At 39.9% G+C, this 16,064-nt stretch carries 13 protein-coding genes and 1 tRNA gene; 5 read left to right on the plus strand and 9 right to left on the minus strand.

Annotation, left to right across the window (positions count from 1 at the left end):
* The first annotated feature begins 19 nt into the window (after nucleotides 1-19).
* The 3 genes from CC97_RS09160 (at nucleotide 20) to CC97_RS09170 (ending at nucleotide 4,817) form a co-directional block, all read left to right on the plus strand.
* A complete protein-coding gene (locus CC97_RS09160; RefSeq protein WP_044974713.1) occupies nucleotides 20-2,020 on the plus strand; it encodes a glycosyltransferase in 2,001 nt (666 codons plus the stop codon).
* A 105-nt stretch (nucleotides 2,021-2,125) separates the two neighbouring features.
* Nucleotides 2,126-3,136 (plus strand): radical SAM protein, encoded by a 1,011-nt coding sequence (locus CC97_RS09165; protein ID WP_156036850.1) that lies wholly within the window; start codon nucleotides 2,126-2,128, stop codon nucleotides 3,134-3,136.
* 94 nt (nucleotides 3,137-3,230) lie between these two features.
* A complete protein-coding gene (locus CC97_RS09170) occupies nucleotides 3,231-4,817 on the plus strand; it encodes an AAA family ATPase (protein ID WP_044974715.1) in 1,587 nt (528 codons plus the stop codon).
* A 175-nt stretch (nucleotides 4,818-4,992) separates the two neighbouring features.
* Here CC97_RS09170 and CC97_RS09175 read toward each other — a convergent pair whose 3' ends face one another.
* The 3 genes from CC97_RS09175 to CC97_RS09185 form a co-directional block, all read right to left on the minus strand.
* Complete coding sequence (locus CC97_RS09175) at nucleotides 4,993-6,693, minus strand: AAA family ATPase (protein ID WP_044974716.1); 1,701 nt, start codon at nucleotides 6,691-6,693, stop codon at nucleotides 4,993-4,995.
* Nucleotides 6,687-6,977: a hypothetical protein gene (locus tag CC97_RS09180; RefSeq protein ID WP_044974717.1), complete on the minus strand. Its 291-nt coding sequence runs from the start codon at nucleotides 6,975-6,977 to the stop codon at nucleotides 6,687-6,689. Before CC97_RS09180 ends, CC97_RS09175 begins: the two co-directional genes overlap by 7 nt.
* 196 nt (nucleotides 6,978-7,173) lie before the next feature.
* A tRNA-Met gene (locus CC97_RS09185) sits at nucleotides 7,174-7,250 on the minus strand.
* Nucleotides 7,251-7,511: 261 nt separating this feature from the next.
* Here CC97_RS09185 and CC97_RS18820 point away from each other — a divergent pair.
* Complete coding sequence (locus CC97_RS18820) at nucleotides 7,512-8,144, plus strand: 4Fe-4S single cluster domain-containing protein (RefSeq protein ID WP_156036852.1); 633 nt, start codon at nucleotides 7,512-7,514, stop codon at nucleotides 8,142-8,144.
* Here CC97_RS18820 and CC97_RS09195 read toward each other — a convergent pair.
* The 3 genes from CC97_RS09195 to CC97_RS21580 form a co-directional block, all read right to left on the minus strand.
* Nucleotides 8,137-8,574, minus strand: a complete 438-nt coding sequence (locus CC97_RS09195; protein ID WP_044974718.1) for an Hsp20/alpha crystallin family protein — start codon at nucleotides 8,572-8,574, stop codon at nucleotides 8,137-8,139. The genes CC97_RS18820 and CC97_RS09195 overlap by 8 nt on opposite strands.
* A gap of 448 nt (nucleotides 8,575-9,022) precedes the next feature.
* A complete protein-coding gene (locus CC97_RS09200; protein WP_347493575.1) occupies nucleotides 9,023-9,937 on the minus strand; it encodes a threonine/serine exporter family protein in 915 nt (304 codons plus the stop codon).
* A complete protein-coding gene (locus CC97_RS21580) occupies nucleotides 9,921-10,349 on the minus strand; it encodes a threonine/serine exporter family protein (RefSeq protein ID WP_347493576.1) in 429 nt (142 codons plus the stop codon). Before CC97_RS21580 ends, CC97_RS09200 begins: the two co-directional genes overlap by 17 nt.
* A gap of 186 nt (nucleotides 10,350-10,535) precedes the next feature.
* Here CC97_RS21580 and CC97_RS09205 point away from each other — a divergent pair, with 186 nt between their 5' ends.
* The gene (locus CC97_RS09205; protein ID WP_044974719.1) at nucleotides 10,536-11,975 is read left to right on the plus strand and encodes a zinc ribbon domain-containing protein; all 1,440 of its coding nucleotides are present in this window, start codon (nucleotides 10,536-10,538) and stop codon (nucleotides 11,973-11,975) included.
* A 203-nt stretch (nucleotides 11,976-12,178) separates the two neighbouring features.
* Here the strand turns inward: CC97_RS09205 and CC97_RS09210 are convergent, their stop codons facing one another.
* From CC97_RS09210 to CC97_RS09220, 3 genes are read right to left on the minus strand one after another with little or no spacing between them, the layout of a single operon-like run.
* Nucleotides 12,179-13,486, minus strand: coding sequence for an ABC transporter permease (locus tag CC97_RS09210; RefSeq protein WP_044974720.1), 1,308 nt, complete (start codon nucleotides 13,484-13,486; stop codon nucleotides 12,179-12,181).
* 4 nt (nucleotides 13,487-13,490) lie between these two features.
* Nucleotides 13,491-14,897, minus strand: coding sequence for an ABC transporter permease (locus CC97_RS09215; RefSeq protein ID WP_044974721.1), 1,407 nt, complete (start codon nucleotides 14,895-14,897; stop codon nucleotides 13,491-13,493).
* Nucleotides 14,884-15,825 carry an ATP-binding cassette domain-containing protein gene (locus CC97_RS09220; protein WP_044974722.1) on the minus strand — a complete coding sequence of 314 codons (942 nt, stop codon included), beginning with the start codon at nucleotides 15,823-15,825 and terminating at the stop codon, nucleotides 14,884-14,886. Before CC97_RS09220 ends, CC97_RS09215 begins: the two co-directional genes overlap by 14 nt.
* Nucleotides 15,826-16,064: the final 239 nt, after the last annotated feature.

The raw sequence follows: 16,064 nt of genomic DNA on the forward strand, positions 1-16,064 counted from the left end.
TTTAGGAAAGGAGCCAAATATGAGATTTTCACAGTATAAAGAAATATTGGAAATACTTGATTCTGTTATAGAAGCGACAGAATATATGAAGGAAAAAAATACAGACGAATTATGTGAGATATGCGTTCAGTCACTTAGTTCAGTATTGAACGTAGTGGATAATAACGGAACAGCAATTGGCGGGTTAGTAAATTCTATAAATAATGCGATTTTGAACTTTAATAATAGATTATATGAATCTGGTGAACTAACAGCTCTTTTAATTGAAATCAAAAAGCGTATTAATGATAGCTTACTTGAAGAGTTAGCAATATTGAAAGCGCAGATTGACTTAAAGCCTTGTTTTGAAATAGAACATTTTTATAATGAAATTATGGAGTATGAAGAAATTAAAGGAGAAGACGCTTTTGAAGATTATTGTAAAGAAAGAAATATAGATATAATCAAAGAATTAAGAAATGTATTGCCGAAATTGGACACAAAAACTAATGATTATGAATTGCTTTATGAAATCGCAGTTTTACTTGAAAAGGGTGGGGATTTAGCTTTAGCAAGTGTTTATTATGCTAAAGCAGCGTTAGAGATGAAAAAACAAAATCAAATATCAGATTATAATGATATTGTTAATTCATTTAATTCTGCACCTAAAACTTGTAAAGAGATATTTGAAACAGTTTTAAAAAACTATGAGTGTACAATTGTATTTTTATCCATATGCGGATTCGGTAAAGAAAGGCAAAGATATCAAAATCTCGCAATCTCATATGCGCAGATAGGAATTAAAGTAATTTATATTACACCAGAAGCTTATGTTGATGTTGTGAAAAGGGTAAGTGAGGATGAACTTGCGGAATATTGTGTTTCTCATTCTAATAATATTGAAGGCATAGAGGTAATAACACCTTTTTGCGCTTCTAATTATGGTGTACATTCTTATAATGCTATTGTTTCAAAAATAGCTGGCTCAGAAAACAATGCTGTTTTTATAATTTCAAATGTAAATGCATGGAAATCATTAATCCCATTAAAAGGAAAAAATAAAATAATATTTGATTGTGCCGATGATAATTCCGATTATAAAAATGCGTTTTGGTCAAATGCACAGTTATATGAAAATGAAAAATTACTTGTTGATTTTTCAGATGCTATACTTTGCACGGCTTATTCATTGTTTTTAAATAAAGCTATATTCCAAAATAAATCAAATGTTTATTTATCACATAACGCTGTGTCAGCGTTAGAAATGAAAAATTTCACTGACAATAATGAACCAGATGATTTGAAAGATATCCCTCATCCGAGAATCGGCTATGTAGGATGTATCTATCAGAGATTTGATCGTGATTTGTTCTATGAATTAGTTCGAAATAATCCGGATAAGTCATTTGTAATAGTCGGAAGTATATTGAATAACTATGTAGAGATGCTCTATCCTAATATGTATTATTTGGGATCTAAAGCTCATTCAGAATTATATAAGTATTATAGTAATATGGATATTTGCATAATACCATATTTTGATGATGCTAAAATGTCCATGTCTTGTGACCCTGTAAAAATTCATGAACATATTAGTTGCGGTACACCAACGATTACTACTTATATGCCTGATACAGGAACAGGAAGACTAATAACCTACCACGCCAATACTGTTTCTGATTTTCAGAATTGTATAGATAGAATATTAGCAGAGAAACCGAAAGTATGTAAAGAGCAATTAAACAACTATTTAGCTGATAATTCATGGATTTCAAGGGCATGTCAAGTATTACGAATATCCAACGATGATACTTATGATTATGAAAAAACTAAAAATTGTATTAATCAAATTAAAAATGAGTTTGAGTCTATAAAAGATATTCATTCAAATTTCAGTGTTATTTATGGAATAGCCTCAATTCCATATGATCGTTTTGAAGCTGAAAAATATATAAAACGAGCTTGTAAAGAATACAAAACTGAATTTAATGATGAAATACTTGAAAAGTTTGAGCGGTATGTTTCTGAACAGTCAATGTAGTTTATTAGCGCTTAAAACTACAATTATAAGACTTGAATTATATGGCACCAAGCGAGCAAATTGTTTTGGATAAAGAAAACTAAAATACTGTGAGAGGTACAATTTATGGCTTATTTATCATGTGATTTGATTTCAAATATGTATTTGAATATAAATGGTAGAATAGATAAAGGCGATAGGGTGATAACGCTTTGCTGCGAGAATATTTCATCTGCTCCGGGAGTAACTCTTACAGATAATGTTGATGAAACTCTTGAAAGATTTGTTGGGCTCAGAACAATGTTATTGGCTCAGGGATTACGAACTCCGGAAAAAAATGATTACGGATGTGCAGGATGTTCTAAATACCGAAAAGGAGACTGGAGTATTAATCCGTTTATAGGTTATGTTAATCTTTCTATGTATCCTGCTCCATGTCAATGCAAATGCTGTTACTGCAGTGTAGATAAAAAATGGATTAATAATCCAGATGTTAAATCTGCTTATGAAAAAATATTTGAACTTCTTGAAAGAGCTGAAAGCACTGGATTAATCGATCCTGATGCTTGCTGGCAGATTTCTTCAGGTGAAATTACAATTCATCCTTATAAAGATAGAATTTATAAATTGGTTAAGAATAAAACAGCATGCTTTTATACGAATGCATTTATTTACGATGAAGAAATAGCAACCAATCTTCAGAACAATTCGAAATCAGCTATTAATTTGTCGATTGATGCAGGAACACCTGCAACATGGGCTAAAGTAAAGGGCGTAGATAATTTTGATGTGGTTACAGATAATCTGGTAAAGTATTATTCACATCTTTCAAGGCCAGGACAAATTACGATGAAATACATTGTTCTTCCGGGCATTAATGATAATTTAGCTGATTATGAATCAGTTGTTGAAATAATGAAAATCCTCGGAACAAATCATTTAACAATATCCAGAGATGTGAGTAAGAAGTATTGTTCAAATGATACTGATTATAAACAACTTATATTATCTGCAGCATATCTACTGGCACTTCTCTCAAAAAACGGGATGAGTAGTGATATGTTTACTTACACAGAAGAAGAACGACACGATGTGGTTGAAGTAGCTGAAGAATTACTGAAGAACAATAAAGTATGATTACACCATAACGCTTCGCCTTGTTTTTACGCCTGATTCATGGTATACTTATTTAAGATGAAAACGAAAAGAATTCAGAAAGGAGAGCGCGGAAATGGGAAACTATATCAATCCGGGAAATCAGGCATTTAATGAGATAAACGATGAAGATTATGTTGATAAGACAATGCTTATTTCACTGGTCAATGAAAGAATACGAAAAAAGAATAAGCTTATCTGTATAAGCAGACCTCGTCGGTTCGGAAAGTCTTTTGCTGCCAAAATGCTCAGCGCCTACTACGACTGTACCTGTGATTCTCATAGTTTGTTTGATGAAATGAAAATAACTGAAACGGGGAATTATGAGAAACATCTGAATCAGTACAATGTGATCAGTCTTGATATAACCAGCTTTATTTCAGATGCTAAAAGCAATAGTTTACCTTTGAGTGAAGTACCTAAGATGATCATAGAAACGCTTAAATCTGAACTGAAATATCTTGATCCTGGTCTTTCAGCAGAACTGTCATTAAATGCTGAATTAAGCAGATACATCAATGAATTAAACGGTAAACAGTTTATCTTTATCATTGATGAATGGGACGCTTTGATCCGTGAAGCGAAGGATGAACCAAAAACACAGGAAGCGTATCTTAATTTGCTGCGCGGCTGGTTCAAAAACAGCAATTTTACTCCGAAAGTTGTAGCTGCAGCGTATATGACCGGAATCCTGCCGATAAAAAAGGACGGTTCACAGTCCGCAATTTCGGATTTCGATGAATATCCGATCCTTGAACCGGATGATTTTGCTGAATTTACAGGGTTTACTGAAGAAGAAGTACAGAAGAAATGTAAAGAGAGCGGTCTCGATTTTCATGAAGTAAAGGAATGGTATGACGGATACGATTTTCCGGATATCGGAGCGATCTATAATCCGTATTCAGTGATGAAGGCTGCTGAAAAGAAAAAATGCAAATCTTACTGGAAAAAGACCACGGCAGCCGAGTCTCTGAAAACATATATAAATATGAATTTTGACGGACTGCAGGAGAAAATCGCCTGCCTGATTGCAGGAGAAAAGATCCACGTGGAAGCCGATGAGTTTCAGAATGATTTCGAGACATTCAGTACGGCTGACGATGTGCTGACACTTCTTATACATCTTGGCTATCTGACTTATAACGAAGAAGACGGGACGGTCCGCATTCCAAATAATGAAGTACGCGGCGAGTTCAGACTGCTTCTTTCATCCGTTAATGAAGGTGAAGCATGGATGAAGCTTATCATGCGATCAAAGAAACTTCTTGATGCCACTCTGAAAGAAGACGCAGATACCGTAGCTGAAATCATGGAAGAAATACGCAATGAGCATTACGCACCGCAGTTTTATAACAACGAGCAGGCATTGAGAGCTGTCATAAAATATGCGTATATCTGTACGGAAGGAAGTTACATAAAAACAGAGGAGCTGCCGTCCGGTAAAGGTATAGCTGATGTGGTTTATATTCCGAAACCAATGTCTGATCATCCTGCACTGCTTATAGAGTTAAAATGGAATAAATCATCCGGAGGTGCAGTTGAGCAGATTAGAAAAAAGAAGTACGACACCGTGCTGAAACCTCTTAAAGATAATCTGCTCCTCGTCGGGATAAACTATGATTCGAAAACAGGAAAGCACAGCTGTACGATTGAGAGATCTTGAAAAGGGAATGTTAAGAAACTTTCTTTGAAAGCAAATCAGCATGCCCGGAATTATGAGCCGCAGAGTTTACGGTCAGTTAACCGTAAGCCCTGCGGCTAAAAATATTATTACGACAATTTTTTCATAAGTACAAGCTCTTTGTCTATATGTTTGTAAATATGATCCCTGGCTCCGCTCATCCCTGCCCGATAAGCACTTTCTTTCCCTCAAAGGCAAAACCGTACTTTATGATATTGTCATCAGTTGCCCCAAGATCAAGGAGTTCCTGCTCATATTTCTTTTCTTCAATCTGAGCAAGTGCATTTGTCAAGGCGGTTTCAAGTGTTTCTTTTTTATTTTTGTTTACTACTTTGAATTCGATGATAAATGCCCTGTCTTTCTTGTCATGTGGAACGAGCATAATGTCATATCTTCCGAATCCGCTTTCACGGTTCGATTTTACAGCATAGCGTTCTCTTAACTCAACCAGCATGCCGAGAACAAGTCCGTGATAGAATTTTTCCGGCGCAAGAAAATCATCTTCATTATATGCAGAATCAAATGTACTGATTGATGAAAATACTATTCTGTTCATATATTCGTTCATTGAATCTGTATCGCAGTTCAAGAATGACTTTATAAAATCGCTGTAATAACCGACAACTGTTTCATCAAACCATCCTTCGATCAGATTTCTTAGCAGCAGCATAGTCTCATGATTAACGATCCGAATTTCATAAAGTTTATCTCTGATCAGATTACTTTTAAGGTAACCGCTCATTACAAGCAAACTCCAGATTGCACTCTGTGATGTGCTAAGTTTATTAAACACCAGCTGCTCATCAAGTTTTTTGGTAACCGATCCGCCGTTTAGAAGATTTTCAAAATCAGATTTAATATCTTTGCTGCCTTGACGTATCAGTTTGCTTACCAGATCGTTTGAGCTGGAGTTTGCCCAGTACGAATCTATCTTTCCGGAATTTAAGAAGAACGTTACAGACATAGGATTGTAGATATCTGTAAGTCTTCCTATATTGAATCCATCGTACCAGAATTTGATCTCATCTTTGTTCGTGTATCCGTATTCATCCATTGCATCGAATACTTCCTGTTCAGTAAATCCGAAATAATCCTGATAAATTTCATTCGAAAGCGAACATATAAGAAGATTGTTCATACCTGAAAACAATGATTCCTTGCTCACTCTGGTAATACCGGTCATTACTGCCCGGTCCATGAATTTATTATCTTTGAATGTGGAAGTAAAAAGCAGGCGCATAAATGACAGTATTTCATTCCAGGAACCTTGTGTCCAGGCTTCCTGCAGCGGAGTATCATATTCATCCAGAAGAATAATTACCTTTTTACCGTATTCGATTGACAGTACTTCAGATAAGAATAAAACCGATTTGGCAACAAGATTTTCATCAAAGTCTTTCGGCTCTTTTACAGTAAAACCATTTTTTATACGGTCGTATTCTTTTTTATAGTCTTCGCTGATCTTATCGCTGCCATGGACGATCTCATTATTTCTAATATAATGAATTTTGATGATCGAAGCTATATTATTTTTCATTTCAAAAACTTTGTCGTTTTTTACCGTTGAGAAACTTAATGCGATAACCGGAATCGTTCCCTGAAATTTCATTATTTCAGGATATTCTGATATTTTTAAGCCTTCAAAAAGATCTGAACGGTTTTTATAATCAGTGCTGAAAAAACATTCGAGCATACTCATGTTCAGCGTCTTGCCAAAGCGGCGTGGACGTGTGATGAGTGTTACTTCATCTGCTTTGTTCCACCACTCTTTGATAAACAATGTCTTATCAACAAGAAAATTGTTTCGTTCTCTTATTTTGCAAAAATCAGAGGTGCCGGTTGCTATTTCCTTTAACATGTTCGGGTTCCCCCTTCAAGATCTCTCAATCGTACAGCTGCGCTTCCCTGTTTTCGAATCATAGTATAAATCGCTCCGATATCCGGAAAATCGTATCCGTCATACCATTTCTTTACTTCATGATAGCCGAGACCGCTCTCATTGCTGTTTTTGAACCAGCCACGCAGCAGATTAAGATACGCTTTCTGCGTTTGGGGTTCAGATTTAAGCATTGTCTTATCAACATAATCTTCATCGTTTATCTCATTAAATGCCTGATTTCCCGGATTGATATAGTTTCCCATTTTCGCACTCTCCTTTCTGAATTCTTTTCGTTTTCATCTTAAATTAGTATACCATGAATCAGGTGTAAAAACAAGGCGAAGCGATCTGAACTCATAAAACCCGATCAAATGTGGCTGAAAGGAACAAATGATGAATTTGAAGTTACAGATAAAAATAAAAGCACCATGACTCTGTAAAGAATCATGGTGCCTGATTTGGTTGCGGGAGCTGGATTTGAACCAACGACCTTCGGGTTATGAGCCCGACGAGCTACCGAGCTGCTCCATCCCGCGTTCTCGACCGTTATCTATTATACCACTTTCGCAGTCCTGTGTCAACAGTTTTTTCGCATACACATCTGACAGATTTCACTGTGCAAAAAAGAGGATTTTTGTATTCATTTTTCTGAAGCGGTGATCAGATGGTTTTTTACCGATTGACCGGAAGGTGTTTTTCGGGTTATAATATTGATAACGATAATTTTAATACCGTATCCGGAACAGCCTGACCGGCTGTACGGACCGGCAGTGACAGCAGTGATAAGAGGGATCAAAATGGGAATAATAAAGAATTACGCAGACGCGGATCATATAAGGATCTCGTGGTACACAAAAAAAACGGACCTGTTAGGTCCGTTTTTAAGATCTGTATTATGGGTACAGGGATGCAGCCGGAACTGTCCGGGGTGTATTGCAGCTCACACTCATTCGCCTGACGGAGGTAAAACAGTCAGAATAGCTGAGATCGCGAAGGAGTTTGCGGGGGCAGCTGAAACGGAAGGCATGACCGTTTCGGGCGGTGAGCCATTTCACCAGGCGGACAGGATCTGCCGGCTCACAGGAGAGATAAGAAAGAGCCGTCCTGATTACGGGCTGATCGTCTATACCGGATATACTTATGAGGAGCTGAGTTTCTCGGATGAGAAGCCTGTAAAGGAGCTTCTGAAACTCACCGACATACTCATCGACGGAGCTTACGTGCAGGAGCTTGATGATGACAAAGGACTGCGCGGCTCGTCAAATCAGCGTGTCATCCAGCTGACTGACAGGTATTCTGAGCATATGGAGATGTATATAAATCCTGCAGCCAGAAAGAGCAGCTATGAGATAAACGGTGAATATTTCAGGATGACAGGCATTCCGTCACAGAACTCAAAGGAGCTTATGAGGAAACTCGGGATTATTTGATCTCAAGTCTTCTCTTTTCCTGTGACTGAGTCAATTTCGGCATTGTTACCTTCAGAACGCCGTCATTGTATTCTGCGGAAATGTTATCGGAATCGATACCTGCAATGCCGAAGCTTCTGCTGTACATGCCGGAATATCTTTCTTTCCTGATGAACTTTCCGTCCTCATTCTTTTCTTCCTTTTTCTCTTCATGTTTAGCGGAGATAGTCAGAAGATCCTTTGAAATATCTATGCTTATATCTTCCTTTTTAAATCCCGGAAGATCTGCTTCAAGAACATAATCAGTATCTGACTCCTGAATATCTGTTCTGAATTCCTGTTCAGGTCTGTGCATAGGCATCATTCTGTTGCCGAAGAATTCTTTTTCGAAATCATCAAACGGATTAAAGATATCGTAACCTTTTCTTTCAAACGGTGTAAGTCCAAACATAAATTATTCCTCCTTGTAATTGTACACACTGTTCTGTCAGCAGTTTACGGAGGATATGCGTCCTCGTTAGTATCTGAAACCGCCGGCAGATTTTTCTGCTTCTTTTTCTGATATGATCTTTTTTAATGATTCCATTGGAACCGCCTCTTTCATGTTCTTTATTTCCTTTCGGTGATTATTATATTACACCCCGATTATGACAGAATTGTGAACAACAGATGAAAAATTAGCACTCTCCGTGCGAGAGCGCTAATCACAAAGAAATACTGTAATACCGTAAAAAGCAGCGTCATTCCCGAATGACGCTGCTTTCGCATTTATAAGTAAGGGAAACGCTGATTTATTCATAAATCAGCGTGGGGCTTCGGGGCGAAGCCCCGCAAATCCCATCTCCGGAAATCCGGCGAAGCCGGATTTCCGATTAAATCAGTGTTTCCTAAGTATATGATCAGCTGCTCTTTCTGAAGTTTTTATCGGTAAGAATTCTGGCAGCTATAAGTCCGAGAGGAAGTGCGGCTATTAGCATTATTGCCTTTGAAAGCCACATGATGCCTGTATTTACATCGTTGAGTCCCAGGTAGTAGATACCCTTGTAGAGGAACATTCCCGGAACCATGATAACTATCGACGGAACTGTAAGTGTGATTCGCGGATATCCGATTTTCGCCTTGATAAGTGAAGCCATTATTCCGGCTGAAAAAGCGCCGATGAAAGCCGCCGCACTTACCGGAACGGATGTGAAATCAACAAGTTCAAGACGAAGAGTGTTGGCGATCATGCCTATCATTCCGGCTGTGAGAGCCATCTTTCTTTTGCTGTTGAAAAGGAAAGAGAATCCGTACACACCCACAAAGCTTGCAGCCATCCTGAAAACGAGTTTCAGCACAGGATCAATCGAAAGCTCAGGAAAATCTGCAGGTGTAAACCTGAAAGTAAAGGCCGCCAGCCATCCGGTCAGTGTTGCCGTGATTATAATAAGGAAGGCATAGGTGAGACGTTCAAGACCCGAACGAAGATCAAGCTTTGCAAGGTCGATGCCGCCGGTGATAAGAGGAAATCCCGGTATCACAAAAAGCATCGAGCAGATGTATCCGGACTGATGTGCCTCGGAAATGCCGAAAAACATCTCGGCAAGTTTTATAAGAATAACGTAGGTACAGCACGAAGATGCCACTGCGCAGGCAACATTGGCCAGCAGGGTTATATGATGTTCAATGAGTTTCTTGCGCACGAACTGCCCTACTCCCGCTCCGAAAAACGCAAACAGCATTTCAGCAGGACCGCCGCCGAGAAGGAACGTAAACGCACAGCACGCAAACGCAGCAGCAAGTGAAAGATTCCATGCCTTATAGTTGGCCGGCATACTTTCGATCTTGTCGAGGATCCTGTGGAACTGTTTTTACCGAATACTTTCCTGCCCGCTCCGTAAAGCTGTCGGCAAAAAACTCGATGGCATTCAGCCGGTCAGTATTTACACCGGTTGTGTTTATCGATATAGCATTGGTGTAGGTTTCACCGTTTTCCACGCAGGTGTATGAAATGGAAAGCAGACCTATGTCGGCGTTGCAGACGATGCCGAGAGCACGGGATATCTTGTTCATCGACGCGCGCACTCTCCACGCTCCGGTACCGGATGCAAGCATCATAAGTCCGACACGGCCGACCAGAGTAGCCTTTTCCTTAAGCGACGCATTTTCGGCTGCCAGTTCCTCATTTTCCTCATCGAGGAGCTCGTGCCACTGGATCTTCATGTGCTGTTTTCTGAACTTACTCAATTACAGATCATCCTTTATATATATTATTATGTACGTCACGTCCAAAAGCGGACTATATAGATTTTACCACTTAACAGCGTCCCTGTCAACGTATTTTATATACTAAAACAACAAAATAATCATTGATTAATTGTATATTATATGATAAAATATTTTTAACACTTATTAAAAAGGAGTTCTGAATAAATGTATTGTGTTAAATGCGGTAAATTTCTTGATAATGACGACCGTTTCTGTCCGGCCTGCGGAAAAAGCAATCCGGATTATTTATTCTGTATGAAATGCGGCAAGCCGCTTGACAGCAAGACCCGTTTCTGCTCAGGATGCGGTTCCCAGAACCCGAATTTTGATTATGATCCGTATACTCCCGGTATAAACCCTCCTCCATCCGGTTATAACGGTGGCCAGAATTACGATCCGAATCCTATGAATAACCAGAGCTTTGCCCAGAACAAAGCACAGGGCGTGACACCTCAGAGTTACGGTCAGACTATATCACCATATGCTGATGATCCTGTCCCGAACGCACAGGCAAATGCCGCACAGAACAGTGTTCCTCCGGTATATACAGCTGAAAACGCCAATGCTGTAGGCTTTGTAAATTCAGGAACACCTGCACCGGATATGAACAGCAGCATAAATAACACTAACATTAACGGCATGAAAAATAATAAAAAGACGGGGCATATCGTAGCTGCCGGAATAGCCGTAATGATCGCAGCAATAGCCGGTATCACCATAGCTGGCGCTAAAATCGGTCAGCAAATTGGACGCGGAGCTTCTCCGCGAAACCACAGCTACAGTGATAACTATACGCCTAAGGAATACACTTTCAACCCATTGAACAACATAAAGGAACCTGAGGTCATCTGGGAAACGGACACTGTGAAGGTCTCCACTCTGAACATCATCCACGACAGCAGTTTCTCCTCCAGCGCAAAACTTCAGCTTCAGATTGAAAACAAATCCGATAACGATATTCTTGTAAGAACTGATAAAGTTCTCATAAACGGTTATGATGTTAACGCATCCGTTTATGAGTCCGTTTCCAAAAAAAGTACAGTCACTGACTCTGTTTACATTGACCTTGATATACTTGAAAAACTGAATATTGAAAACATAAACAATATTGACCTGTGGTTTAAAACAGAGAACAAACAGGACTACAACGTGGTCGAAACATCGGACAAGATCACAGTTGAAACGAAAAACACTGCTGACAACGAGCCTTTTGTACCGGATACAATATTATTCGATCATGACGGTGTAAGGATCGGCTACTACGGAACAGAATATTCAAGCCGCTACGATAACTCCATGAATGTTGAAGTTTATTTTGAAAACAATACAGATAAAATAATCGACTTTGATCTGGATTCATTTCAGATCAACGGCAAGGATATTAAACCGTACCAGCATACAGTATTATATCCGGAATCAAAAGGTATCTTTGACTTCTGGTTATCTGAAGAAAAACTGAAAACGATCAGAATTGACTCTGTCGAAGATATTGATGACATAGTATTTTCAGTGGAAGGAACACATCAGACAGAAGATGCAGAAACACACCGTGCAAAAACTGAGAAGGTTTTCAGCACAGGTGATCTGAAAGTCTCAACTCATTAACTTTCCTGTATTCAGCACATACTTCACACTGATCTGAAATAATTCATTCACAGCATAAAAAAGCTTCGCACCTTTTACGGTACGAAGCTTTTCTTTTTCAGGAAATACTGATTTATCCGGAACAAACCAGTGTTCCGGGGCGAAACCACGCAATTCCCGCCTCAGCAAATACGGCGGAGCCTGATTTCCTGTTTGATCAGTACTTACGCTTTGCTCTTATTTGCATTGCGGAGCATCTTTATTACGTCCTTTATCTTAACCGGTTCTCCGCGGTAAAGGACGAGGAGCTTGTATACTTTCGCTGCAAGGAAAACCACTGCAGCAGTGGCGATCACCATAAGCACGATGCTGATCAGTGCTGTCGGCATCGTTATATTTCCGACTATAATATCGGCAGGAACGGTAAACGGCGCTGTGAACGGAACGTAACGGAGGATCTTCAGCATATGGTCGTTACCGTTTAACTGATTGAAATACGGGAACATCCAGCAGGCAACAACTGCCATAGTATATATTCCGAAATAATTGCTTATCTCTTCAGTTTTTGACGCAAATGAACCTGTGAAGGCCGCAAGAGCGATATAGAGCAGGAAGCCTATGGCTATCGCAATAATGCCGGCCAATACAGCAGGAACTGTAAATCCTCCCTGAGCCGAGAACTTATCAAGCAGTTTGCCTATCGCCTTTCCTGCCGAAGCTGAACCGGATACTCCGGCAGCCACACCTGCAACAGCTGCTGCGATCCAGACGAAAAACTGAAGAATGGCTGCAAAATACATGCCGAGTATCTTTCCGAAGATCAGGTCATACGGCTTTGTAAATACCAGCAGTGACTCCATCATCTTCGAGTCTTTTTCAACTACGATGCATCTTGCAACACCCTGACCGTAGATACAGAGCATCATGTAGAGAATGATACCGGAAAGCAGCGGAATAACGTTCTTTATCATATGATCGGCAAACGAACTTTCATCCTCACCGACAACACTTGTTTCGATTTTTGTATCTGTAAAGTATTCTGTATTCTGCGCTTCCGTAAGACCGGCCGCATTACTCAGTACATATCCGATGTTATTATCAACAAAAGTGGCAAAGCGCTTTGCCTGCTTGTCTGAATCATCAAAGTTTTCAGGCTTTATAATTCTGGCACGGAAATCTTCTCCGTTTTCGTCATCCTTAACTTCGAGCACAAGAGTATGATCTCCGTCGGCCGCAGCTTTTTCCACTGCCTCTTCTGCCGTACAGTCAAGATTTTCAAAAACAACGTCCTTGTAAAACTCATTGTCCGACTGACAGAGTCTGTCATAGGAAGCACCCTTAAGCGCACTTGAATCGCAGACATAAACCTTTTTGACTGTAGTCGGCATATCGCTGCTCTCGTCCAGTTTATCAGCAAACATGAATCCGCAGACTCCGAGAGCAAAGAGAATAACAGCTACGATAAGAGTTGAAAGTCTGTAGGAAGCAGTCTCGGTATGACGGAGAAATGTAAATTTCATGATCTTTCCCATAATATCACACCGTTCCTTTCTGAGACTTTGATATCTCCAGAAGATTCCTGAGTTTCAGTCGTTCTCCGTTATGATAAACAAGAACATGATATATCTTTGCCGCAAAGCGGAACAGGAATACTGTAAGAAGTATAAGTTCTCCCCACAGGATCAGCACATCGCTGAAGCCTGCCTTTCCGAACATGAAATGTACCGGAACCGTGTATATTCCCGAAAACGGGAACAGATAGGACACCTCAGTAAGCACAGGATTGTTTGCCATTGCAGCGCCCATTGCAAGATAAACGCCTGCAACTGATGAAAGTGCGATAAATGAACTTGCGTTTGAAAGGTCATCCATGCTGCTGCATGACGCGCCTGTAATACCGGAAATGATCGAATAGAACACAAATGCAAGTACTGTAGTGATTATTATAATTCCGATACCGGCAATTATTCTGACAGGATCAAAGTTTAAGCTGCTGACAGCTTCTGCGTCTATCTCCACTCCGTCTCCGGAATTCTGAATGTTCATTAATCCTTCAGTTAAAACACTTGAAAACTTCTTTGCTGTTATTGCAGTGGTAATGATACCTGAGATCATACCGCAGAAAAGCATTATTGCCGCATTCAGGATAAGCACTACCATTGTTCCGACGATCTTGCCTGTAATTATCGCAAGCGGGCGGACTGTAAGAAGAAGTGTCTCAATTACCTTTGAGGATTTTTCCGTAACAAGACTTACAGCGATCTTCTGGCTGGAAACAAGAACGATCATCATTACGATCATGGAGTAGAATATTACAGCTGACATCGTAAATGCGTCAAAGTCGTCGTCCTTGTCTTCCGATATATCTTTCGCATCGATAGTCTGCGTATAAATGTCAGAATCCATCATGCTTATCTGATCTTCAGTCATTCCGCTTTTTTCAAGGCGGCTTTCAAAGAAAAAGTCTCTTACAGAGTCCGAAAGCGACTCCATTTCCATGGAACTTATCTCGCTGTCCTTTGATCTGAAAAGTGCTATTCTGTACTTTTCCTCATCTTCCCCTTCGGCCTTCTGCTTTTCGTGAATGTGCATGAAAACGTCTTTTGTAGCTTCGTTTTCCATTTTGCTGATGACCGATTCTTCATCTGTTTCAGAAGTGATGAAATTTACCTTTTCATACTGCGCATGTTCCTCTGTGAATTTCTTCTCATCAAAAGGAATGTCCGTGTCGTTGAGAACATAGAAATTCTCTATTTTACAGCTGCCCAGATCGTGGGCGACTTCTTCGATCTTGCTTCCTCCGGCAAGTGAAAGAAGCGGACCTGCCAGCAATATGAACGTGCAGACAATCACAAGTCCTATGACCGTTCCTTTGCTTTTGTAATTCTGGGCTATGGTGAAGGCACAGACCTTCTGCCATCCCGTAAGATCACTTTTCTTCATTGACGGCACCAACCTTTTCAATAAAGATCTCGTGAAGCGAAGGTTCGCGGAGTTCAAATTTCACCACAACGATCCTGTTAGCTATAATTTTCGAGAGAAGCTCATTCGCCTGATCGTCGCCTGTGACCTTAAACTGGTATTCGGTTTCCTTCTGACTTACGAGTTTTACTCCGCACTCTTCGGCAAGCGGAATAATGTCGCCCTCACACTTTACAAAAAGATTTACTCGTCCGTAGCTTTTCTTGATATCATTGAGATTGCCCTGAAGAACTGTTTTACTCCTGTTCAGGATGGTTATGTCAGTGCAGAATTCCTCAATTGTAGGCATCTGGTGACTCGACATGATAAGATATTTTTCCTTTGCGATCTGTTCGTGGATAACTGACTTGAAGAGGTCGGTATTCACAGGGTCAAGACCGCTTAAAGGTTCGTCAAGTATGAGAAGCTCAGGATCGGAAATAAGAGCTGAGATAAGCTGTATTTTCTGCTGGTTGCCCTTTGAGAGCTGTTCAGGCTTCTTCGGTGGTATCTTCTTTCCCTTGGCCGACTTTCCCGGATAGATGTATTCTTCAACTTCAAAACGTTCAGCCCAGTATTTTATTCTTTTCTGTGCTTCGCCCTTCGGCACGTTACGTAAAGAAGCAAAGTAAAGAAGCTGATCCATAAGTGAATACTTAGGATACAGTCCTCGTTCCTCGGCCAGATAGCCGACGTTGCAGGTAACTGAATCAAGCGGTTTGCCTTTCCAGAGCACCTCGCCTGTGTCGTGTGCGAGCATGCCGAGCATCATTCTGATAGATGTTGTTTTTCCGGCACCGTTTGTTCCGAGAAGCGCATATACACCCGGATCTTTCATTACAAATGACAGATTGTCAACCACTGTCTTTTCTCCGTATTTTTTAGACAGATTTTTCACTTCCAGCGACATTATTGTCTCCTCCTCTTTTCGGAAAACACCGACAGGTTTCTGTGTCCGGACAGCTTTTTAACAAGCCGCTGTGCAGTTCTTCTTCAGGAATGACATACAGATAACCCGGTGTTTCCATATTAATTGAATGAAAACCATACATACAAATTATATCATAAGCATTCATAGATTTCAACATAAAAATAATACCGTGACCAGTACCCATCTGATCACGGTATAATGACTATTTCTTCTTACAC

The sequence above is a fragment of the Ruminococcus sp. HUN007 genome (assembly GCF_000712055.1).
Taxonomy (GTDB): Bacteria; Bacillota; Clostridia; order Oscillospirales; family Ruminococcaceae; genus HUN007.